Annotated in this window: 21 protein-coding genes and 1 pseudogene; 5 read left to right on the top strand and 17 right to left on the bottom strand. The window is 59.8% G+C overall.

From position 1 onward, the window contains the following. Positions 1 to 58: 58 nt before the first annotated feature. Genes JQ621_RS10110 through JQ621_RS10100 form a run of 3 tightly spaced genes read left to right on the top strand, consistent with a single transcriptional unit; the run spans position 59 to position 3,221 of the window. Positions 59 to 1,300, top strand: a complete 1,242-nt coding sequence (locus JQ621_RS10110; protein ID WP_212234256.1) for a tyrosine-type recombinase/integrase — start codon at positions 59 to 61, stop codon at positions 1,298 to 1,300. Next, positions 1,297 to 2,223: a tyrosine-type recombinase/integrase gene (locus tag JQ621_RS10105; protein WP_212234255.1), complete on the top strand. Its 927-nt coding sequence runs from the start codon at positions 1,297 to 1,299 to the stop codon at positions 2,221 to 2,223. Before JQ621_RS10110 ends, JQ621_RS10105 begins: the two co-directional genes overlap by 4 nt. After that, positions 2,220 to 3,221: a tyrosine-type recombinase/integrase gene (locus JQ621_RS10100; protein WP_212234254.1), complete on the top strand. Its 1,002-nt coding sequence runs from the start codon at positions 2,220 to 2,222 to the stop codon at positions 3,219 to 3,221. The genes JQ621_RS10105 and JQ621_RS10100 overlap by 4 nt, the downstream gene beginning before the upstream one ends. A 103-nt stretch (positions 3,222 to 3,324) precedes the next feature. Here JQ621_RS10100 and tnpC read toward each other — a convergent pair. Further along, positions 3,325 to 4,824: pseudogene (gene tnpC / locus JQ621_RS10095) on the bottom strand (IS66 family transposase); the annotation flags it as partial. 33 nt (positions 4,825 to 4,857) lie between these two features. Here tnpC and JQ621_RS10090 point away from each other — a divergent pair. Both JQ621_RS10090 and JQ621_RS10085 read left to right on the top strand, forming a co-directional pair. Further along, positions 4,858 to 5,085, top strand: coding sequence for a hypothetical protein (locus JQ621_RS10090; RefSeq protein WP_212234253.1), 228 nt, complete (start codon positions 4,858 to 4,860; stop codon positions 5,083 to 5,085). 117 nt (positions 5,086 to 5,202) lie between these two features. Next, a complete protein-coding gene (locus tag JQ621_RS10085) occupies positions 5,203 to 5,817 on the top strand; it encodes a hypothetical protein (protein WP_212234252.1) in 615 nt (204 codons plus the stop codon). Between the two features lie 12 nt (positions 5,818 to 5,829). Here the strand turns inward: JQ621_RS10085 and tnpB are convergent, their stop codons facing one another. The 16 genes from tnpB to JQ621_RS10005 form a co-directional block, all read right to left on the bottom strand. Further along, the gene (gene tnpB / locus JQ621_RS10080; protein ID WP_212234251.1) at positions 5,830 to 6,117 is read right to left on the bottom strand and encodes an IS66 family insertion sequence element accessory protein TnpB; all 288 of its coding nucleotides are present in this window, start codon (positions 6,115 to 6,117) and stop codon (positions 5,830 to 5,832) included. Next, entirely contained in the window at positions 6,114 to 6,500 is a 387-nt protein-coding gene (gene tnpA / locus JQ621_RS10075) for an IS66-like element accessory protein TnpA (RefSeq protein WP_212234250.1), read from the bottom strand. The genes tnpB and tnpA overlap by 4 nt, the downstream gene beginning before the upstream one ends. A gap of 293 nt (positions 6,501 to 6,793) precedes the next feature. After that, the gene (locus JQ621_RS10070) at positions 6,794 to 7,150 is read right to left on the bottom strand and encodes a helix-turn-helix domain-containing protein (protein WP_212234249.1); all 357 of its coding nucleotides are present in this window, start codon (positions 7,148 to 7,150) and stop codon (positions 6,794 to 6,796) included. 122 nt (positions 7,151 to 7,272) lie between these two features. Next, on the bottom strand, positions 7,273 to 9,021 hold the full coding sequence (locus tag JQ621_RS10065) for a flavin-containing monooxygenase (protein WP_212234248.1): 1,749 nt from the start codon (positions 9,019 to 9,021) through the stop codon (positions 7,273 to 7,275). Positions 9,022 to 9,627: 606 nt separating this feature from the next. Next, positions 9,628 to 10,875 carry an ABC transporter substrate-binding protein gene (locus JQ621_RS10060; protein ID WP_212234247.1) on the bottom strand — a complete coding sequence of 416 codons (1,248 nt, stop codon included), beginning with the start codon at positions 10,873 to 10,875 and terminating at the stop codon, positions 9,628 to 9,630. An 87-nt stretch (positions 10,876 to 10,962) separates the two neighbouring features. Beyond that, positions 10,963 to 11,769, bottom strand: coding sequence for an ABC transporter ATP-binding protein (locus tag JQ621_RS10055; protein WP_212234246.1), 807 nt, complete (start codon positions 11,767 to 11,769; stop codon positions 10,963 to 10,965). A gap of 17 nt (positions 11,770 to 11,786) precedes the next feature. Beyond that, complete coding sequence (locus tag JQ621_RS10050; protein ID WP_212234245.1) at positions 11,787 to 12,860, bottom strand: branched-chain amino acid ABC transporter permease; 1,074 nt, start codon at positions 12,858 to 12,860, stop codon at positions 11,787 to 11,789. Between the two features lie 4 nt (positions 12,861 to 12,864). Then, positions 12,865 to 13,752 carry a branched-chain amino acid ABC transporter permease gene (locus JQ621_RS10045; protein ID WP_212234244.1) on the bottom strand — a complete coding sequence of 296 codons (888 nt, stop codon included), beginning with the start codon at positions 13,750 to 13,752 and terminating at the stop codon, positions 12,865 to 12,867. A gap of 3 nt (positions 13,753 to 13,755) precedes the next feature. Next, positions 13,756 to 15,681, bottom strand: a complete 1,926-nt coding sequence (locus tag JQ621_RS10040; protein ID WP_212234243.1) for an AMP-dependent synthetase/ligase — start codon at positions 15,679 to 15,681, stop codon at positions 13,756 to 13,758. Further along, positions 15,668 to 16,468, bottom strand: a complete 801-nt coding sequence (locus tag JQ621_RS10035) for an ABC transporter ATP-binding protein (RefSeq protein WP_212234242.1) — start codon at positions 16,466 to 16,468, stop codon at positions 15,668 to 15,670. Before JQ621_RS10035 ends, JQ621_RS10040 begins: the two co-directional genes overlap by 14 nt. Before the next feature lie 120 nt (positions 16,469 to 16,588). After that, positions 16,589 to 16,954 (bottom strand): PaaI family thioesterase, encoded by a 366-nt coding sequence (locus tag JQ621_RS10030; RefSeq protein WP_212234241.1) that lies wholly within the window; start codon positions 16,952 to 16,954, stop codon positions 16,589 to 16,591. A 174-nt stretch (positions 16,955 to 17,128) separates the two neighbouring features. Then, positions 17,129 to 18,001: an alpha/beta fold hydrolase gene (locus JQ621_RS10025; protein WP_212234240.1), complete on the bottom strand. Its 873-nt coding sequence runs from the start codon at positions 17,999 to 18,001 to the stop codon at positions 17,129 to 17,131. A 97-nt stretch (positions 18,002 to 18,098) separates the two neighbouring features. Beyond that, entirely contained in the window at positions 18,099 to 19,604 is a 1,506-nt protein-coding gene (locus JQ621_RS10020) for an AMP-binding protein (protein ID WP_212234239.1), read from the bottom strand. An 88-nt stretch (positions 19,605 to 19,692) separates the two neighbouring features. Beyond that, the gene (locus tag JQ621_RS10015) at positions 19,693 to 20,457 is read right to left on the bottom strand and encodes an enoyl-CoA hydratase/isomerase family protein (RefSeq protein WP_021075753.1); all 765 of its coding nucleotides are present in this window, start codon (positions 20,455 to 20,457) and stop codon (positions 19,693 to 19,695) included. Positions 20,458 to 20,489: 32 nt separating this feature from the next. Continuing rightward, on the bottom strand, positions 20,490 to 21,272 hold the full coding sequence (locus tag JQ621_RS10010; protein ID WP_212234238.1) for an enoyl-CoA hydratase-related protein: 783 nt from the start codon (positions 21,270 to 21,272) through the stop codon (positions 20,490 to 20,492). Positions 21,273 to 21,313: 41 nt separating this feature from the next. Then, positions 21,314 to 22,108 (bottom strand): SDR family NAD(P)-dependent oxidoreductase, encoded by a 795-nt coding sequence (locus JQ621_RS10005; protein WP_212234237.1) that lies wholly within the window; start codon positions 22,106 to 22,108, stop codon positions 21,314 to 21,316. Between the last annotated feature and the right edge of the window lie 4 nt (positions 22,109 to 22,112).

The raw sequence follows: 22,112 nt of genomic DNA, 5'->3' as shown, positions 1-22,112 counted from the left end.
TGATCGGTTCGGCATAGTTCGTTCTGTGCCTCCGCTTTCAACAGCGGAGAACAGGAAGATGGAAGTTGAAGAGTACCTGGGCAGAAGCCGGCTGTACCGGCGTCTCAGAAGCGGGCCGCACGGACAGCTCGTCGAGCGCTACGCCGCTCGTCTCGTCGAAGAGAGGCTCGTTCGGCACGGCACATGGCGTTGCCTCAACGTGGTTGGCGGGCTCCTGAGTTGGATCGCAGGCCATCGCTACAAGCTGGCCGATCTCGATGAGCAGGTCGTTGAGCGGTACCTCCGACATCGAGGCGGGAGACAGTCTATCCAGTCCGGTGACCGGGCCGCGCTCAAGCGATGGCTGTCGGTGCTGCGCGAGGACGGCGCGATCGCGCCGTTGGTGCTGCCGCCTCTCACCCCGCACGAACGGATCTTCAAGGAGTTCGATGCCTACCTGCGGTTAGAGCGCGGCTTGGCCCCGAGGTCCATCGTCCGCCATCTCCCGGTCATCCGCAGGTTCCTGCACGAGGTGTGCTCCGGCGGCGCCGGCGACCTGTGCAAGATCAGCCAAGAGGACGTGATCCGCTACATTGAGCGCCACGCCCGGGATTGGAGCCCGAAAACAGGCAAGGCGATGTGCTGGTCGTTGCGCGCCTTTCTCCGTTATCTCCACCATCGGGGGCTGAACGCACGCTCGTTGGCGGATTGCGTTGCATCAATGCGACGATGGAAGCTCGCAACTCTGCCGACTTATCTGTCTGCCGCTCAGGTGCGGAAGGCTCTCGACGGATGCGACCGAGAGACGGTGATGGGGCGGCGCGACTACGCCATTCTGTTGTTGCTGGCCAAGCTCGGCCTGCGGGCCGACGAGGTAGCGACGCTCACGCTCGATGATGTCGACTGGCGCGCCAGCGAGATACTCGTTCGCGCCAAGGGCCGCCAGCGTGCACGGATGCCGATACCGCCAGACGTTGGCGCGGCCATCGTTGCATATCTGCGCAATAGCCGCCCAAAGTCGTCGTGCCGACGGTTGTTCGTCCGCACACTCGCGCCACACGTCGGCTTTGCTTCCGGATGTGCGATCACCATGATCGCCAAGGCCGCTCTCGATCGCATTGGAATCGAAGGTTGCGCACACCGCGGCGCCCATATCTTCCGACACAGTCTCGCTACTGAGCTTCTCCGATCTGGCGCGACCTTGTCGGAGATCGGACAGTTGCTGCGGCACGAGAGCCACGACACCACCCGGATTTACGCGAAGGTCGACATCGATGCGCTGAGAACATTGAGCCTGCCCTGGCCGGGAGGCGTGCAATGACCAATCTGCGCTCCGCACTCGATAAGTACCTGAGCATGCGCAAGGGACTGGGATACAAGTACGAGCACCAGACCCGTCGGCTCGCCGACTTCGTCGCCTTCATGGAGAAGCGCAAAGCCAGGATCATCACGACGAAGCTGGCAATGGAATGGGCAACGCTGCCGCCCGATCGTCATGCATCCTGGGCGCTGCGATTGAGCGACGTGCGCGGGTTCGCGCGCCATGTCGCCAACTTCGATCCGAGAACGGAGGTGCCGCCCGTCGGCATGCTGCCGGGATGGAAGCGTGCCAAGCCCTATGTTTACAGCGACGCGGAGATCGATGCGTTGCTGACGGCGGCGCTGGCTCTGCCGCCAGAGGACGGGCTGCGCCGATGGACCTACCATACCCTGTTCGGGCTGATTGCGGTGACGGGCATGCGTATATCCGAGGCGATGGGCCTGGAGCGTGATGACGTCGACCTCGACGCCGGCGTGCTGACGGTCCGGCTGACCAAGTTCGGCAAGTCGCGGCTCGTGCCATTGCATCCGACGACGAGAACCGCGCTGCGCGACTACGCCCACCGGCGCGATGCACTGCTCGGATCACGCTGCGGCTCGACCTTCTTCGTTGCCGAACAGGGAGGCCGTTTGCTGCACCAGTACGTTCATCGCGTCTTCTGGCGATTGTCCCGAGAGATCGGGCTGCGACGCCCAGGTGATCGTACCGGGCCACGCGTGCACGACTTCCGTCATCGCTTCGCCATCCCGACGCTGCTCGACTGGTATCGCGAAGGCAAGAACGTCGAGCAGCAGCTCCCAGTGCTCTCCACTTACCTCGGCCACGCCTGCGTGCGCGATACTTACTGGTATCTCTCGGCCTGCCCCGAGTTGATGGAAGAAGCGGCGCGGCGTCTCGATCGGCGATGGGAGGTGGCGCCATGAAGCCCGCCTGCAATGTCGCCACGTTGATCGAGCGCTTCTTCACCGAGCGCCTCATACGCCAGCGCAATGTTAGCGCCAACACGATCGCCTCCTACAGGGACACGTTCCGGCTGCTGTTCATGTTCGCACAGGTGCGGCTGCGGAAGTCCCCATCGGCCCTGACGCTCGTCGATCTGGATGCAACGTTCATCGGCGCGTTCCTCACCGATCTCGAGGTAAAGCGCGGCGCCAGCGCGAAGACGCGTAACCTGCGTCTGACCGCCATCCGATCCTTCTTCAGGTTCGTGTCCTTCGAGGAACCGGCACACAGTGCGCTGATCCAGCGCGTGCTCGCTATACCGAGCAAGCGCCACGACAAGCGACAGGTGCACTTCCTTACGCGCCCCGAGATCGAGGCGGTTCTCGCCGCGCCCGATCGAACGACGTGGCTTGGCCGCCGCGATCACACCTTGCTGCTGGTCGCGGCCCAGACGGGCTTACGCCTCTCCGAGCTGACTGGCCTTGACCGGGATGCCGTCCACCTCGGGTCTGGCGCACACGTACGATGCGTCGGTAAAGGGCGGAAGGAGCGGACCACTCCGCTGACCACACTCGCTCGGTGTGCGCTCCAGGCATGGCTCAAGGAACCGTTACGGAAAGGAGCAACAGCGTTGTTCCCCAACGTGCACGGGGCCCGGCTCAGTGCCGACAGCGTCCAGTCGCTGCTGGGAAAGCATGTTCGTGTCGCTCACAAGAGTTGCCCGTCTTTGAAGGCCAAGAGCGTATCACCGCACGTGCTGAGGCACAGCGCTGCGATGGAACTGCTGCAAGCCGGCGTCGACTGCTCCGTAATCGCGCTGTGGCTCGGTCATGAATCGGTCGAGACGACGCAGACGTACCTGCACGCCCACCTCGCCCTCAAGGAAGCTGCCCTGGCGAAGCTCAAGCCGTACGAGCGCGGCAAGCGAACCCGCTTCCAGCCGAACGACCGCCTGCTCGCCTTCCTGGAGGCGCTCTGAACGACCAGACTATGCCGAATGGAACGGGGCTGCCGTGCACGCGATCGACGATGCCAGCGTGACAACGACGCGCCATACCGGACCCGTTCGGCATAGTTCGGCGGGCGGCATAAACCTGCCTATGCCGATCGCGGCATAGGGCCGTCATGATCAGCGTAGCCATGGCCGCGGCGCGATCGGCGCCGCGTTCGGAGCCGGCGAACAGCCACGACTTTCTGCCAAGGGCAAAACCCCGAAGGGCGCGTTCGGCCGCGTTGTTGGTCAGGCAAATCCTGCCGTCGTCGATAAAGCGGGCGAACCGGTCCCAGCGCTTGAGCATGTAGTCGATCGGTTTGGCGACCGAAGCCGAGCGTGACAGGCGAGCGCGTTCGTCGCGCAGCCACGCCTCCAGCTCGATGAGAAGCGGCGCGCTTTGTTCCTTGCGGATGCGCATACGCTCATCTGCGGCAAGGCCGTTGATGCCGCGCTCGATATCGAACAGCGCGTCGATGCGCCGGACCGCCTCCAGCGCAACCGGCGAGATCGCCGCGGCGTTCTTGCCGCGCCGGGCGTTGGCCGCGATGTCGGCCAGTTCGAAGAACTGCCGCCTGGCATGGGCCCAGCACAGTGCCGAGGTGGTTGCTCCCGCCGCACGCGTGGGATCGTAGAGCGTATTGTAGCCGCCATAGGCGTCGGCCTGCAGGATGCCGCTGAAGCCTTGAAGGTGCAGCGCTGGATGCTCATGCCGCCGGTCGCGCGAGGCGTAGTACAGCGCCGCCGGCGGGGCGCGGCCGCCAAACGGGCGGTCATCGCGGACATAGGTCCAGATGTGCCCGGTGATGGTCTTGCCCTTCGCCAGGATCGGCACCGTGGTGTCGTCGCCGTGCAGACGCTCGGCCGCCAGCACATGGGCCTCGATCAGCGCATGCAGCGGCTGCAGCGCCATTGTGCAAATGCCAACCTGGTCCGCCAGCGTCGATACGCTGAGATCGATCCCCTCGCGGGCATAGTGCTCGCTCTGCCGGTTCAGCGGCTGATGCTGGCCGAACTTCTCGAACAGGATCATGGCCAGCAGGCTCGGCCCGGCAAAGCCGCGCGGCGTCACGTGGAACGGCGCCGGCGGCTGCGCGATCGTCTCGCAACTCTGGCAGGAGAACTTCTCCCGCACCGTCTGGATCACCTTCCACTGCCGCGGAATCACCTCCAGCGTCTCGGTGACGTCCTCGCCGAGCTTCGACAGTCTTGCCGAGCCGCAGCAGGGACAGCTTGCCGGCGCGGCGATGACGATGCGCTCGCGTGGCAGATGGGCGGGGAACGGCTTGCGCGAAGGCCGCTTGCGCGCGAACGATTTGACCGTCTGCGTCCGCGCCGCCACCTGCTCGGCCGCCAGTTCGTCCTCGGTCGCTGCCGCCTCCAGATCCTCGAGCTGAAGCTCCATCTGATCCAGAAGCCGCGCCGTGCGCTCCGAGCGCGTGCCATAGAGCTCTCGCCGCAGTTTCTCGATCGCAAGCTTGAGATGGGCGATCAGCGCCTCGCTGCTGGACAGATCCGCCCGGGCATTGGCCGCTTCGGCCTTGGCAACCGCTACCGCGGCCTTGGCAACCACCACACCGGCCTCTGCCATCACGCGCGCATCGCGCTCCGCGAGGATCATCGCATGCGCGGCGGCGAGATCGGATGGAAGCGATTCAGTGCTGTTCACACGTGCGACGGAATCAAGATCGATGCCTTGTCACGCGCTCGCAAGACACAGCGCCAAGCAGACGAAGCGCTGCGGCATGCGGAAGAGCAACAGGTTCAGAGGCTGCGTTATCAAGCCACACTGGCCGAGCGTCAGTTCAATCGCGTCGATCCGGACAACAGGTTAGTCGCCAGCGAGCTTTAGCGACGATGGGAAACGGCGCTCAGTGAGCTGCGTCGCGCTGAAGAAGCGTCAGCGCGACGGGCTCTCCCTGTGCCTCACCAATCCGTGGGCGTCGATCCCCATCTGCGTGCGAAGGTGGTGGCACTCGGTGAGCGGCTCCCTGCGATCTGGGCGGACCCAGCAACCCGTCGAGACCACCGCAAGGCGCTGCTGCGTTGCCTCATCGAAAAGGTAGTCATGCGTCGTAGTGCGCGCGACAAGGCCGAGGTGCGCATTGTGTGGCGCGGTGGGGCGACGACCGAGCTGGTCGCCATGATGCCGGTCAACAGTCTGGCCGCGTTGCCGCGTCATGTCGAAATGGAAAATCGCATTTGTGAATTGGCTGCCAAAGGTCTCTATGACGACCAGATCGTTCAGATCTTGGCAGACGAGGGACATCGGTCACCGTGGCGCGGTACTGCGGTCCTGCCGAGTACGGTTCGCGGTATCCGGCTTCGGCATGGCATCAAAGCGGTGCACAGACAAACCCGATGGCCTCCCGTCAAAGGCTGCCTGACGGTGACGCAACTGGCTGAGCGACTCAATATCCCAACGAAATGGATCCACACCCAGCTCCGGCGCGGCGCCATTCGGGCCATCCATGAACCCTCCGGTCGTTATCTCTTTCCAGATACCGACCATGCCATGCTTGCCATCCGCCAGCTGCGCGAACACCACGTCAAAACAATCGATCTAACGGGAGGGTCATCATGAAAACCAGGGGTATCAATAAAGGTGCTGCGCAGAGGAGATCGTCACCGCGCCGTCAGCTGTGCTCGGCCACAAAAACCGGCCCCGCTCCAGCCGCTTCGTAAACAGACACGAGCCCTGGCCGTCATGCCAGATCACCTTCAAAAGATCGCGGCTGCGGCCACGAAAGCAGAACAGCTGGCCGCTCAGCGGATCGCGCCGCAGCACCTGCTGCACCTGCAGCGACAGGCTCGCAAAGCCCTTCCTCATGTCGGTGTGACCGGTCGCCAGCCACACTCGAACCCCCGCCGGAAGCGGCATCATCGCAGCGTCTCCAGCCCGCGCATGATCCGCAGCAGCGCCTCCACATCGACCGCGCAATCGACAAGTACGCGCCGGCCGTTCGCGCTCACGATCTCGATCCGGCCACAGCCAGAGCCGCTCGCCGCCTCGCGCTGCTCCGGCACGATCGTCGCCGGCACAAATCCGGCAATCGCGCCAAGCCGACCCACGCGATAGGCCTTGCGCCACGCAAACAGCAGCTGATTGGAAATGCCGTGCCGGCGCGCCGTCGCCGACACCAGCCGCGGGCCCAAAAGGCTCTCCTCGACGATCCGAAGCTTTGCCGCATCCGACCAGCGGCGTCGGCGCCCAGTGTCAACGACTTCAAGGCGGCTGATTTGACGAGTGTCAGTAAGGCTATCCATACCAACGGTCAGCTACCGGCAAAATATTTGCGCAAGACGGCCTACGCCGGATGGTTACTCCTTTTGTGCTGATTGTCGTAGAGTTTTGGTCGTAGAGTTTTGCGGATGTGAGACGGTTTGCCGACAGCACATGGCGCATGGCGCCTGTTCATTTTGAACCGGTTTGAAACGACTGGCGAATTGTTAATTATTCTAAGCCGCTTGGCTTGACTGCTGGAGAGTAATTGCCATGCAAGACATATTCATCCTCAGCGTCGGCATGACGCCGTTCAGGCGAATGCTCGACGTAGACCTCAAGACCATGACGCGGCAGGCCGCCGACGCGGCACTGGGCGATGCAGGGATCGAAAAACCGATCTCAAACCAGCCTCTTCAAACAAGGCGGGATTGATCCAGCTTCCGAGAAAGGGAACGCGATCGGTCGGCACATATGCTCGCTTTCGCGAGTTGTAGTGCAGATAACCCATGGTCGTCGGGCTTCGTAGCAGCGCCGCGGTGCTCGATTGCGGATAATCCAATGCCGTTGCCACAGCAACGTTGTTGAGAGGTTGCTGGACCTCGTCAAAATATTCGAGAATTTCTAGCCTTCGGATCGCCGATTTAACGACGCCAGTTTCTTCCGGACATGGACTGAGTTCCTGCGCTTTCATGGGCTCCCTCCCTGCCGCTAATGCGACGGGAATGCACACTTCGATTTCGCGCCCAATAGCCCTGCCAGCGGTACGAATTACCCACCAGGTCAGGAGGCCCATCACGTGATGTCATCACGGCTTCAGACCACCGGGACACGTTTGGCCGCGACGGCGGCCGGTGAAATGACGTCGATATCGATCGGCACCCGCCACCGCTCCGTATAACGCACCTGCGGCGCCGCGTTGCTGGCCGGCGCGCCTCCCAGAACAAAGCCATCGAAGCCGCTGCTCATGACCTCGTTGCATTTCTGTACATAGACCGGGAAGCCGCCGATATAGGGCATGAAGACGCGCGGCCGGCCAGGGATGTTGGTGCCGACATACCATGAGCTGCAGGTCGATCGCAGCGACACAGTAGAGACCTCGTTGACGTGCTCGACCCAGGCGTCCTCGTCCTCGGGCTTCGGCTCGATGGTCGTGGCCCCGACATCGCGCATGTGGCTCATGCAGTCCGCCAGCCAGTCGACATGCTGCTCGATCGCCTGGATCATGCTGGCGAGCACCGAGGGGCTGCCGGGGCCGGTGATCGTGAACAGATTGGGAAAGCCCGCCGATGCTATCCCGAGATAGGCGCGGGGGCCGGCCCGCCATTTCTCGGCAAGTGTCAAACCATTGCGGCCGGTAATCACAATCTTGTCGAACGACCCCGTCATCGCGGCAAAGCCGGTAGCGCAGACGACCGCGTCCAGTCTGTACTCGACGCCGTTGACCTCGATGCCATTGGCGGTGAAGCGCTCGATCGGCGTCCGGGAGACGTCGACCAACTTGACGTGGGGCATATTGTACGTCTCGAAGTACCCGGTATCGACGCAGAGGCGCTTGCAACCGAAGACGTTGTCCGGACACAGCAGGTCGGCCGTGACCGGATCCTTCACAAGCTCGCCGATCTTGCGGCGGGCGAAGTCGGCAATGGTGTCATTGGCGGCCTTTTCGAACAGAAGATCGCCATAGGAACCGAGAAAGGGCAGGCCGCCGCGGGCCCAGGCTTCCTCGTACTGCCTTTCGCGCTCTTCGGGCGCAGCCTCCAGCGCCGGCTTCATGTTGAAAGGAAAGTAGAAGCCGGTCGGGCGTCCGCGCGCCTTTGCCCGCAGCGCCGGATAATCGGCCTTGGCCGCCTGCAAATATTCCGGCGTCAGGCTTTCGTTGCGGGCCGGCACCGACCAGGTCGCCGTGCGCTGGAACACCGTGAGGCTTGCCGCCTGCTGCGCGATGATCGGGATCGACTGGATCGCCGAGGAGCCGGTGCCTATCACGCCGACACGCAATCCCGTGAAGTCGACACCCTGATGCGGCCATTCGCCGGTATGGTAGATAGGCCCGCGGAAATCCCCGATACCCGCAAAATTCGGCCGGTTCGGCGCCGACAGGCAGCCGACCGCCATGATGCAGAATTTTGCCAAAACCTTGTCGCCGCGGTCGGTCTCGATCAGCCAGCGCTTTTCAACCTCATCGAACGTCGTCGCGGTGACGCGGGTGTCGAACACGATATCCCGGCGGAGATCGAAGCGATCGGCGACATGGTTGGCGTAGGACAGGATTTCGGGCTGCGGCGCGTACTTCTCCGACCAGTTCCACTCCTGGTCCAGCTCCTCCGAGAAGGAAAACGAGTACTGCATGCTCTCGACGTCGCAGCGTGCGCCCGGATAGCGATTCCAGTACCAGGTGCCGCCGACGCCGCTGCCGGCCTCGAAGACCCGCGCCGAAAAGCCGAGCCCGCGCAGGCGATGCAGCATGTACATTCCAGCAAAGCCCGCGCCCACGACAACGGCGTCTAAAACCGCTTCCGTTTCAGCAGGGCGCTTCCGTCGAGTTGTGGTGTCGGCAGTCATGGTGCGTGTCGTCTCCTTGCAGGTCGAACTAAGCTAAACGAGATCTTCGGAAGATTTGGGGCCGCTTCTGACCTCATTTGCGGAAATAGAAACCGATCGAAAAAATGGTCGGGAGTATGTCCAAGGGAACCGGACTAGATTGAAAGTCTATTATGATATCCGCTCGAAGTCATTAGTCTAACCTTACAAGTTCCTTCTCCGCAGGCGCCAGAGCAAGCGGGTTCGTGTTAGCAACACAAAGATTGAAAGCAAATGGATCGCTGCCCATTACATCTTTGATCGCAAACGAAATGGCCTCGTATATTGACCCCTGAACATTGACGGCGAAATGGGTTATTCGCTAATCCGATCCAACCTCGCGGGTTTGCAAACAAAGCCCACGACATTCATCTCGTTCGCCGACCCGCCTGTTAGTTCCTGATTCTTATGTTTTAGTAGGCGGGGCAGGCCCACCAGTGGTCGAAGCTGGTACATGCCGGATCCAAACACAGGGCTGGCTAGAAATATGCCGCAGGCGGACGGCATCGGAGATATTTACAATAGAAAAGAATCAGCACCAACTTGGCCGGCAACGTCGGTTAATCGACTTTGCCGGCCAGAGGCAATTCATTTTTGAGTTTCAGACTTTGCATAGTCCGCCGACTGCTCTTTCACTACGCTCCAGACGTCGTCTTGAAAGCCGGCGATCCAATCGGTTTGCGGGACCCATTTACCTCCGTCCCACATTTCAATGCGTGTCTTACCGCCTCCGCCGTGGTCTTGCGTCGTGACTGTAATAGGTGCGATCAAGCCATTGGCATCGTAATTCTTCAGACTCTCAAGGCCATTCTTGATCTTCCCTGGCGTCAACGGCCAGCCGTCCTTCTTGATCGCAAGGCGGACGCCCTCGAATGCGATGGAGTAGATCGCCAAACCGGTGTTGTAGTAGACGTCCTCGGTAAATTTGCGGTCGCCATTTCCTTTGTTTTTGTCGTAAAGTTCTTTGAGAATTTCCTGGACCAGAGGTTGGTTTGACCCGCCGGCGACGTTGGTGCCGCGTTTCAATCCCTTAGCGACATCGGGCCCAATATTCTTGATGTCGACCTCGTTGAGCCAATTAACGGCGATATACTTTTCAATCGAGATCCCGTTGCGCTTCATCTCGCGCGACGCGATCACATGCATATTCGACAGGCTCCAGCTCACAATCCAGTCCGGGTTGAGACGACGGATCTGCGTCCATGCCGAGGCCTGATCGTTGCCCGGCAGCGGATACGGCACGAGTTGCAACTCGAAACCTTCCTTCTGCGCCAGCGTCTTTAAGATGCCGATCGGTTCCTGTCCGAACGGATAATCGATATAAAAGAACGCGACCTTGACGCCCTTCAGAGTTCCGCCGGACTTCTGTTTGATGTATTCAATGTCATTGGCGGCCTGACCCCAGTAGGTCGGTCCGATCGGAAATACCCATTTGAACACGTTGCCATCGACCGCATCCCCGCGACCGACCAGTGACTGGATCAGGATGTTGCCATCCTTCATGATGCGCGGAAGGACCGCGCGCGATACCGGCGTCGACAACATGTCGAACACCATCACGCCTTCGCGCTTCAGGCGTTCGTAGCACTCGATGCCGCGTTGCGGCTCGTTGCCATGGTCCTGAACGATCAGTTCGATCGGATGGCCTTCAAGGCCGCCCTTCGCATTGAGAAGATCGGCATAGTCGCGCGCGGCCTGGGCGATCTGCGGTGAGACGAACGTATAGGCCTTGCTCAGGTCATAGCACAGCGCGAAGCGGACCGAATCGGCCGCGGCTGCCGGCATGACGTTGAACAACGCCAACGCTAGTCCGGCTAGTATAGATAGCAATTTCATTTTACCGATCCTCCCTTGGTTGACTGAGTGAACTGAGCAAATTTTAATGATCCCAGCTTTTATCGAACGGCGTACATCTGGCGATCGTCAGGTCAGCCAACGTTTCCGCCGGCTATAATGTTTGATGTCGCGAAAATTCTTGTTTTCCGCGCCTCCCAGGTAGAACTCCTGAATGTCGGGATTTTTCTTCAATGCAGCCGCACTGTCGTGCATCACGATGCGGCCGCTTTCGATGAGATAGCCGTGGGAGACGATTTCGAGCGCGGCAATGGCGTTCTGCTCAACCAGCAATATCGAAAGTCCTTCATCGCGGTTGATGCGGCCGAGGATCTGGAAGATTTCAGCGACAAGAAAAGGAGCCAGTCCCAGGCTGGGTTCGTCGAGCATCAATAGTTTTGGCTGGGTCATCAAAGCACGGCCGATTGCGAGCATTTGCTGTTCGCCGCCGGAGAGATAACCCGACGCGACGGTCCGGCGCTCGTGCAGACGTGGGAAATAACTGTAAACCCGGTCCTTGTTGCGGTTCATGTCCTGGCGGCTATGCAACGCCGAAGCCGCGATCAAGTTTTCGTCGGGCGTGAGATGTTCGAACACCCGGCGCCCTTCGAGCACGTGGGCGATCCCCAGCTTGACGCGGTCCTGCGGCATCAGGCCGCCAATGCTTTGGCCGCGGAACTGCAATTCGCCCCGCCGCACCTCACCCCGCTCGGCCGTGAGCAAACCGCTGATCGATTTCAGCGTCGTACTCTTTCCCGCGCCATTGGCGCCGAGCAGGGCCACCATTCCGCCCTCGGGCACATCGATCGAAACACCCTTGATCGCAAGCGAAACGTGGTCGTATACGACCTCAATATTGTTGAGGGACAGTATCTTAGCGGCAATCGGTGCATTCATGGCGTTCGTGCTTCCCGCTATTTCTTCGTGTAGCCGAAAGGCCATACCAGGAGATAATCCCGAATGTTGTTGTAGATCTTCCCAAGCCCCAGCGGTTCAATCAGGAGAAACCCGATAATAAGCGCGCCATAGAAAGCTTGGGGTAGATGAGCCAGAGTTTCGATACCTAGCGAGAACCCGAACTTGGTCGCCGCCCAGGAGATGAAACTGTTCATCACGCCCGGCATCAGCAGAATGAACGCGGCGCCGAAATAACTGCCGATGATGCTGCCCAACCCGCCCACGATGACCATCGCCAACGCCTGAATTGAGACGTCGACGGAAAACTGTTCTGGCGTGACCGCATGGTAAAATGTACCGACCAGGATGGCTCCGGTCACGCCACCGATGAACGACGACGTCGCGAACGCCACCAGTTTGAAGTAGAAGCTGTTCACCCCGATGACGGCTGCTGCGTAGTCCTTCTCGCGAACAGCGACCAGGGCGCGGCCGAGTGCGGTGCGCCGCAGATTGAGCATGAAGGACGTGACCAGCACGCACCAGACGAGGGCGACGTAATAGAGTCCTGCATCGGAGGTGACAGCCCAACCCAGCAGGCGAATGTCAGGTGCCTGCAACGTGGCCTGTGTGCCGCCGCTGATCGCGGGCACGTGCGAAATCGTCCAGTCCATCACGAACTGTAAGGCGAGCGTGCTGAGCGCCAGATACAGGCCTTTCACGCGCAGTGCGGCAAAAGCGAACACACTTCCGATAACCGCTGCTGTTATTCCCGCGAGGACGATGGCAATCTCCCACGGTATGCCTGCCCTGCTGGCATGAACCGCGGCGTAGGCGCCGATTCCCATCACCGCTGCGTAGCCCAAATGAAATTGCCCCGCCCATCCAAGGATCAAATTGAGACCGAGCGCGCCCGCAGTCCAGACAAGCCAAGGCAGCAAATAACTGCTGAGATAAAGCGTGTTCATGTAGAGCGGCGCGGCCAGCGCCAGCAACAGCAGACTACCAATCATCCATCGATCGGCAGGGATCGGAAATAGTGCGCGGTCGGCGCTATAATCCGTATGAAAAATCCCGGCTTGACGGAATAGCATGTTCCTAAACCCTCTCGATGTCGTGGCGACCGAAAAGTCCGTGCGGTCGGATCAAGATGGTCAGGATCAGCATTGCCGCATCGACAAGATCGCGACTCGCGCCACCCAGCAGGGGGTCGAGAACGCTGGATGCAATTCCCTCGACGACGCCGAGCAGGACGCCGGCGAGCAACGCGCCTCCTATACTGTCCAGTCCGCCCAAAACGGCTACGGTCACGCCCTTGAGCAGCAGTTGCGCGAGCGATTGATCGACGCCCTGTACCGAACTCCAGAGCACACCGGCAATCGTCGCGACCACCGCCGACATGGCCCAAGACAGCGCGACGCCGCGCTCGACCGAAATGCCGACCGACCAGGCCGCCGTATAATCATCGGAAATCGCACGCAAAACCACACCCATCCGGCTCCGGAAGAACATCACGAAAAAACCGAACATCGCAATTGTGACCACCGCTCCAAAAGCGTAAGCGCGGTTGATCAACAATGGACCGAGAAAAAGCGGGGCATCGCTGATGCCCAGATTCATGGGGCGCGTGGTACCGCCCCAAATGGTCATCGAGCCGGCTCGCAGGAAAATCTCCAGGCCAAGCGTCATCATCAGGATCATGATGATGGGGCGGCCGGCGAGGCGCCGCAGCGCCACCCGTTCGATGGCCAACCCGATGATAAACATTGTTATGATCGCCAGCGAAATCGCCGCCCAGATCGGTGCGCCCGCGCTGTTGGCGAATGCGAGCACGACATAGGCGGCCAGCATCGTCATCGAGCCCTGTGCAAGATTGGGCACCGATGACGATTTGTAGATCAGGACAATTCCCATCGCGACAAGTGAATACATCAAGCCAATAAGCGCGCCGTTGGCAGCAGATTCCATCAACGATATCGCGTCCATGCTTCAGGCCTCCTGTACCGACAGTGTGCGTTCAATGACGCCGACTTCGCCTGACTCGTAGCTGACCTTTGCTTTCATCAGCACTGTGTTTTCATGCCCGTAGATGGCGTCGATGATCGGTTTGTAGCGCTCCTCCACGACGTTACGGCGGATTTTCCGGGTTCTGGTGATTTCGCCGTCGTCGGCATCGAATTCCTTGTGCAGGCAGACGAATTTCCGCAACTGCAATCCGAGCGGCAGTGCACTGTTAACGTGCTTCACCGCGGCGGCGATCAAGGCGATGACCTGCGGCTTCTGCGACAGGTCGGCATAGGAGATGTAGGAAATGCCGCGCAGTTCGGCCCAAAGGCCGACAGCTTCCCTGTCGATGCAAATGATGGCTGACAGCGTATCGCGGCCGCTTCCGAGTACCGCAGCATCCTTGATGTACGGACTGAACTTGAGCCGGTTCTCAATATAGTTGGGAATATAGCGCTCGCCCTTCGCAGTGTGCACGACGTCCGACAGGCGCCCCAGCACCACGAGGTGCCCGTCAGGTTCGAGGTAACCTGCATCTCCGGTGTGTAACCAGCCGTCTTCGAGGCTTTCGCGCGTGGCCTCGTCCTGTTTGAAGTATCCGCTGAACACGCTGCCCGAGCGGATCAGAATTTCGCCGGCGTCGCTTATCCGGATATCGACGCCCGGCAGGGGACGTCCGACGGTGTGGAGCCTTACCTCGTTGAGATCCTGGATGGCATTGTAGGCACTGGTTTCAGTCTGACCATAGAGTTGGCGCAGTTTGATGCCGAGCGCGCGGTAAAAGACGAACGTATCCTCGCCCATCGCTTCACCGCCGGTGAAGGCGCCGCGCAGCCGGGTCAGGCCGAATTGGTCCTTGATCGGTCCATAGACCAGCCACTCGCCTATTGGGCTCAACAACCGCTGCTTGAGTGTCGGCTGACGGCCTTCGAGCTTGCGTTTTTCGGCTGAAATGGCCAACGCCATAAAAAACTTGTAGACCAGCTTCTTCAGCCACGAGGAGTCTTCCATGCGCACCTGGATGGTGGTCAACAGGTTGTCCCAGCTGCGCGGTGCGGCCAGATAGAAAGTCGGCGCAATCTCGCGCAGGTTTTGCAGCACGGTCTCCTGCCGCTCTGGAATATTGATCGTGAAGTGCAGTGCGATTCCGGCGCCCATCGTCACCGCGAAGTCGCCGACCCAGGCCATCGGCAGATAGGCCAGAATGCTCTCGCCGAACTGGAACGCTCCGCCTCGATAGGCATTTCGAACGCCGGCCAACAGGTTACGATGCGACAGCACCACCCCCTTGGGCTTGCCGGTGCTCCCGGAGGAATGCACGAACACGGCCGGGCCCTCGGGCTGCGCGCGGGCGATCAGCTCGTTTCGCAAGTTGGGGTTGCGGATGACTAGCTCCGCGCCCTTTGCCTGAAGCGTGTCCCATGAGATCAGGCCTGGATTGGCGTAAGCGGCCAGTCCACGCGGATCGTCGTAGATAATATGCTCGATCGTCGCGCCTTGCTCGCGCAGATCGAGTATTTTGTCCACTTGTTCCTGGTCTTCGGCCAGCGCGAAACGCGCGCCCGCCTCGTGAACGAAGTGGCGAATTTCATCGAGGGTTGCATCCGGAAACGCCGGCATTGCGTATCCGGCAAGCGCGCCGGCGGCCAGCATCCCCGCGTAGAGCCGAGGCCGGTTGTCGCCCAGCACCAGCATGACGTCGCCCGCCTTGAAATCCAGTCCTTCGAGACCAGCGGCGCAGCAAAGCACGATCTCGAGCAGCTGCTGCCACGTCGTCTGCTTCCAGATGCCCTTGTCTTTCTCGCGCATCGCGACGCGATCGGAAAAGACTTCGGCATTCCGCGCCAGCACACGGATCAGCGTGGTATCGGTTTCGAAATTCCAGGCCAAGGCCGATTCAGCGGGTGGCATGCGCCCCCCCGATGTATGCCTCGACCACCCTTGGGTCGGCGACGACGTCGGCCGGCACGCCGCTGCCGATCATTTCGCCATAGTTCAACGCCAACATGCGATCGCAAATGCCCGTGATGACGTCCATGTGGTGCTCGATCAGCAGCACGGTGACATTGCGCTCATCGCGTGCATCCAGAATGAAGCGCGCCATGTATTCCTTTTCTTCCTGGTTCATCCCCGCCATCGGCTCGTCGAGGATCAGGAAGCTGGGCTCGGCCGCCAGTGCCCGCGCCAATTCGACCCGCTTCTTCAGGCCGATCGGAATCCCGTCGACCAATTCGTCGCGCACGCCTTCAAGCTGCAGAAAATCGATCACGTCTTCGACCGCGGCGCGGTTCAACGTCTCGTCGCCGCGGGCAAGCCACCAATAGAGCGCCGTACGTCCTACACTGGGCTTCATGTGAATGTGACGGCCCAGAAGGATGTTATCGAGTACGCTCATACCATTGAAGAGCGCCAGGTTCTGGAAGGTGCGGGCAACTCCCAACGTCGCGACATAGTGTGGCGCCAGGCCCGTGATGTCCCGGCCGTTCAGCAGAATGCGTCCGCGCTGTGGCGGATAAAATCCGGTGATTGCGTTGGTGAGGGTGGTCTTGCCGCATCCGTTGGGGCCGACAAGGCCGAATATCTCGCCGCGCTCGATGCACATATCGATTCCGTTCAGCGCGACAATGCCGCTAAAGCGTCGCTCGACAGACCGGCATTCGAGTACTGGGGCGTCGCCGCCGCGATCCTTGAGGGTCAACTTGACTCCGTCCGAAAATCAATCTGTTAAGAAGCTCTTAGCTTCCAAATCTAACAACTGTTCGGTATTTGAGCAACTGATGGTTATTGCCTTGCAATTGGCCAAACGACCGTACACGCCTCATTGTGCGAGATATGCGCCCCGCCCACTGGCTAAGAGAACTTGGCTAGTATCGGTCACGCGTACGTCGGCAGTGCTTATCCGGCGCCCCAGTTTGACCACCATGCCGCGAGCGAGAACTGTCCCGCGGGTGGCCGGCCGATGATAATCGACCCGAAGATCTGCCGTAGCACTAACAATACCTCCGGCAGCGCGAACGGCGTAAAGGCCCGTTAAATCGATCAGGGCTGCCAGGATTCCACCGTGAGTTGCTTCGATTTTGGTATTTGAGACAAACTCCTCGCGCCAAGGCAGAGCAATTTCGATCTGTTCACGAGCGACCATGACCGCTTTCAACCCCAGCCACCGGTGGAACGGTGAGATCATCAAGGCCTCTTGAAATTCCGCAATAGTCTCTTCGTTGCAGGATCTAGTCTCATTCACTCGTTCGCTCCTATGTATATTCTTTCAGCAGTCAGGCACTGATCTGTCACTAGCTGCGGTCATTGGTTCATTCCTTCGACAAAGCTCTCCCAAAATGGGTCGACCTCGATTGCGGGGCTAATCGTCGCGTGTATCGCCATTACGTTGTGATATCTGCGGTTCTCGAAAGAAACTGACGACGGCTTCAGTAAATGCATCATTTCGATCGCCAACGACCATATGACCCGCGCCGGCAATATCGGTGTACGTAGAGTGGGGAGCAAGTCGAAGAAACTCTTGCGCAGCATCCACGCTTACCAAATTGCTTGATCCTCCACGTATCAGGTGAATCGGCAGCTTAAGGGTTTTGGCAGCGTCGGCCAGTCGGTTTTCGGACTGGCCCACTTTGTCATTTGTCACAGAAGTTATGAAGCGCGGATCCCAGTGCCAGCGAAGACGTCCGTCATCGCATCGTCTCAAATAGCGGTCGAGACTCTCTGAGCCTTTCCGCCGCTGACGATTTGGCAAATAGTTGGCGATCGCATCTGCGGCTTCATCGGTCGAGGCGAAACCGTCTGCCAAATGTGCCCTCATGAAATCCAGGACGTGCGCAACGCCGACCGGCTCCATATTTGGTGTAATATCTACAAGCGTAAGCGAAGTGAAGGATCCTGAGCGAAGTTCACCTTCGGCTATCAAGCCCGCCAGGCCGCCGAGGGAAGCGCCGACGAGAGCTGGTTTCTCGTTCAGTTGATCAGACATCGCAAGGAGATCCATCGCAAAGTCGTCGAGTTGGTAAGAGCCCGATGGCGACCATGCGCTTTCCCCGTGGCCACGCAGATCCATCGCAATTGCACTATATCCTGCCTGCATCAAGGCCCGTGCAGTTCGAGTCCACGCCAAGCGGGTCTGGCCCCCTCCATGCGCCAGCAAAATCGGCGAACCCTCACCAAACACGTCGGCTACAATTGCGTGTCCCTGAGCCCCGCAAAAAATCTTCTGTTTTTTCACTCGCGTCCTCAACTATCGTCACACCGCGCTCAAGTTGTTCCTTATTGAAACGGCACCCCGAAATAACGCCCAACACCTGGCGATCGCCAAGTCCTCTCTAAGAGTTTTCGAATTTGACTGGGGCGCGATCGATTTCGCCCTTGGCGGTCCTCGGCAGTTGATCGACGAAAACAATGTGCTTTGGCTTCTTGTAGCGTGCGATCTTTCCGGCGACGAAGTCGATGAGCTCGTCGGCGGTGACATTCGCGCCAGTTCGGCGCACGCAGATCGCTTTGATGGCTTCGCTCCACTGGGGATCAGGCACGCCGATGACCACGACGTCGGCGATATCTGGATGTTGGAGAATCGCGTTTTCGACCTCCGCCGGGTAGACGTTCTCCCCACCCGTCTTGATCAGCTCTTTCTCGGGAGCACGGCCGGCATACCAGAGATAGCCATCGGCATCGAAATAGCCGATGTCGCCGGTGTGATGCCAGCCATTACGGAAGGTGTGGGCGGTATCGGCGTCGTTATTCCAGTAGCCTTTAAAAACGGTGGGACCACGCACCACGATCTCGCCGGTTTGTCCAGTGGGCCTTGGCTTGTCGGCGCTGTCGACGACCGCAATGGTGCGCCAGAACAGGGGGCGCCCAGCTGATCCTGGCCGGTTGCGGTAGGGCGACAGCGTTGCGAGGCCCGATGTCTCGGACTGTCCGAAGGCTGCCCAGAATACAGCGTGGGGGCAGGCTTTCTCGAAGCGTTCAATCGTCGCCGGGGTATCCAGTCCGGTCACCGCGCGCAACGTCTTCAATTCGTCGCCCTTGGCCTGATCCATCAGGCTCGCCAGCATCGGCGCGAACTCCGACATGACGGTCACCCTCTCGGCGACAATGTCGCGAACCGCCTGTTGCGGGTCGAATTTCGAAGCGATGACGCTGGCGCCGCCAGCCTGCTGTACCGTCAGCATCAGGCCAAGGCCGGCGACGTGGAACAGCGGCAGCACACCAAGATTGACGTCGCGCTCGGTCAGGCTCCAGGCCTGCAACAGCGAGCTGTGCGCCGTTAGAAGGTTGGTTTGCGACAACAGCGCGCCGCGCGGCCGCCCGCCGACGGCGGCGGTGTGAATGATTACGAAGCCATCATCGGCGCTGAAGTTCACGTCAGACATCGACGCGTCCGAAGCCGCAAGATTTGCGAGCGGCGCAAACGGCGCCGTGTGCTTGCCGATGCCAAAATAGCTCCGGACCGAAGGTAGCGACGGTTTTAGAGCCGCGATAATTTCCTGGTATTCTGCCCCCGCCACAACCAGCACCGGCGCACCGTCGGCGAGGACGTAGCCGATTTCTTCGGCGTTGAGCCGGAAATTAACCGGCAGCAGGATCGCGCCGAGCCGTGCGACCGCTCCGATCACATCGATCATTTCGAGCGAGTTTTGCGAAAGGATGGCGACGCGGTCACCGGATTTTACGCCCTCGCGTGCTAGGCCCGCCGCCAGCCGCTCGACCCTTTTCAGATATTCACGATGGGTGATGCGCTGGCCTTCAAAAACGAACGCGGTGCGGTCGGGAAAAAATTCCGCATTACGGCGGTACACGTCGAGGAAAGTAAAGTCTTTCAGGGGCATCGAGTCCTCGATGTTATGCACGATCTATCTACCGCAAAGTGCTCCACTCGAAGAAGGTCTTCGAAGCCGTCGCTCGCAGCGCGCTTTGTCAACTCTCGAATTTTGGCTCACGTTTTTCGAGAAAGGCAGCGATACCTTCCTGTGCGTCTCGATGCATGAATAGGAGCGGAAAACCATCGATGGCGTGCCGTATCTCATCGCCACCGAGGCCGCGGTTGTAAAACGATTTGGCCATCTGCACCGCAAGCTTTGGTTTTGATGCAATTCGTTCGGCAAATGCCAGGGCGTCCGTGAGCAGATCGCCGTGAGGAACCACACGTAGTACGAGGCCTAGTCTGAATGCCTCATCCGCGCTGATTGGATCGCCGAGGATACTCATTTCTTTGGCCTTGGCGCGGCCGACCATATCGTGCAGGCGTACAATCGCAAAACCGGGCAGTAGTCCGAGCTTGATCTCCGGTACCGCGAAGCGTGCGCGATCCGATGCGATGATAAAGTCTGAAGCGATCGCGAGTTCAAAGCCACCGCCGAACGCAATACCATTGACGGCGGAGATTACGGGTTTGCGGCAATTTTCCGGTGCCGCTAATACCGCCAAAGCCTCGATCATAAACTTGCGTACTTTGTCCGGATCAAAGTTGAAGCCGCTAATATCGGCGCCCGCGCAAAATGCCTTGTCCCCGTTGCCGGTGATGATGGCGACGCGGACGTTGTCGTCTGCATCCACTTTCTTCAGGCCATCCAGAATACCCTCACGGATGCCTGTGCTGAGTGCGTTAAGCTTGCCCGGCTCGTCCAGCGTAAGGATGGCGATCTTCCCTTTGGTTTCATAGTTGACGCTGCCTAGTCTCATCGCAGTCTCCCTTACGCTATGGCGCCATGTCGTTAGCGAAACGCGCTGAAATCAGGCTTGCGTTTCTCGAGGAATGCATTGGCGCCTTCCTGCTGTTCTTGTGTCGTGAAATAGGCGGGTGCGACCTCGCGGACGAGGTCATCCATGTCGCGCTCCATGATCGGCGCCATGTGATAGTAGAACGAGCGCTTGAGAATCTTCAGGCAAGTGGGGCTCAACGCCAGGAGTTCGTCGCAATATTTCCGCACCTCGACGTCGAGTTCGGCCATCGGAACGACGGAATTAGCCAGCCCCCAGTCGAGCGCTTGTTTGGCGGTGTAGCGTCGCGCCAGCATCCAGAGCTCTCTCGCGCGCTTGTGGCCAAGCACATTGGCGCTGTGCGAGACGATATAGCCTCCCGCCGGGGAGCCGACACGTGGACCGTTCTGGCCAAAGATCGCATGATCTGCGGCGATGGTGAAATCGCAGAAATAGGCGATGTGGTGCCCGCCGCCAATCGCGTAACCGTTGACACGCGCGATCACCGGTTTCGGACATTCGACGATGTGGCGGTTAAAGTTGAATTTCAGTCCTTCGAGCCCGCTCTTGCCGCCGGCGTCCTTCTCCCAGTTGACGTCGCCGCCGACGCAGAACGCGCGCTCGCCTGAGCCGGTGAGGACGATGACGCCAACTTTCTTGTCTGCGGTTGCCTCGAGGATCAACCGCTCCATCTCTACGATGTTATCGCCGGTAAAGGCGTTGAGGGTCTTTGGCCGATTGATGGTGATGGTTGCGACATAGTCCTTGACGTCGTACATGATCTCTTTTTCGGACACGATGGAACTCCATTTTGTTCTGGCGAAATTAACGGCCGACCTCAGCCGATCATGGTGTATCCGCCTGACACCGACAGGACCTGGCCGGTGACATGACCTGCGGCGGCGGACGAGAGAAACACTACGGCGTTGGCAATATCGTTCGGGCGACCCAGCTTGCGCAGCGGCAGCGCCTTGGCAACTTTCTCGAATTGCTCCGCCGTGAACATTGAGTCTGGCTTTGTCCACATGCTGTTGGTACCAACTTCTTCCGTATCCACGGGAACAGTGACGCCAGGACAAACGACGTTGCAGCGGATGCCATAGCGGCCGTTCTCTTTGGCAATGGTCTTCATGAAAGAATTAACGGCGGCCTTGACGCCACCATAGACCGCCTCGCGCGGCTCGCCCGAGCGGCTTGCGTCGGAACTAATCGACACGATAGCGCCGGCACCCTTCGGAATCATGATATCGAGCGCACATTTGGTGCAGTTAAGCACGCCGACGTAGTTGATCTTGATGATCTTGTCCCAGAACTCGGGCGTTGTTTGCGTAAAGAACATCAGCTGATCCCAGCCAACGTTATTGACGAGCACATCGACCGTGCCATGCTTCTCGGTAGCGGCCTTGAACATGGCGTTTACCTGATCGAAATCGGTCACGTCGGTCTTGATTACCTGAACGCTGGCAGCGCCATTCTTCTGCGCAAGTTTGGCAACTTTCTCAGCCTGCGCCTGGTCGAGATCGCCAACCGTAATGTTGGCGCCCTCGGCTGCAAACCCGAGCACAATGGCCCGGCCGATGTTGGAGCCGCCGCCAGTGACGACGACCGATTTGCCCTTCAGATTAAAATCCATACTT

The sequence above is a fragment of the Bradyrhizobium manausense genome (assembly GCF_018129685.1).
GTDB lineage: Bacteria > Pseudomonadota > Alphaproteobacteria > Rhizobiales > Xanthobacteraceae > Bradyrhizobium > Bradyrhizobium manausense_D.
This window is presented reverse-complemented; position numbering and strand designations above follow the sequence as displayed.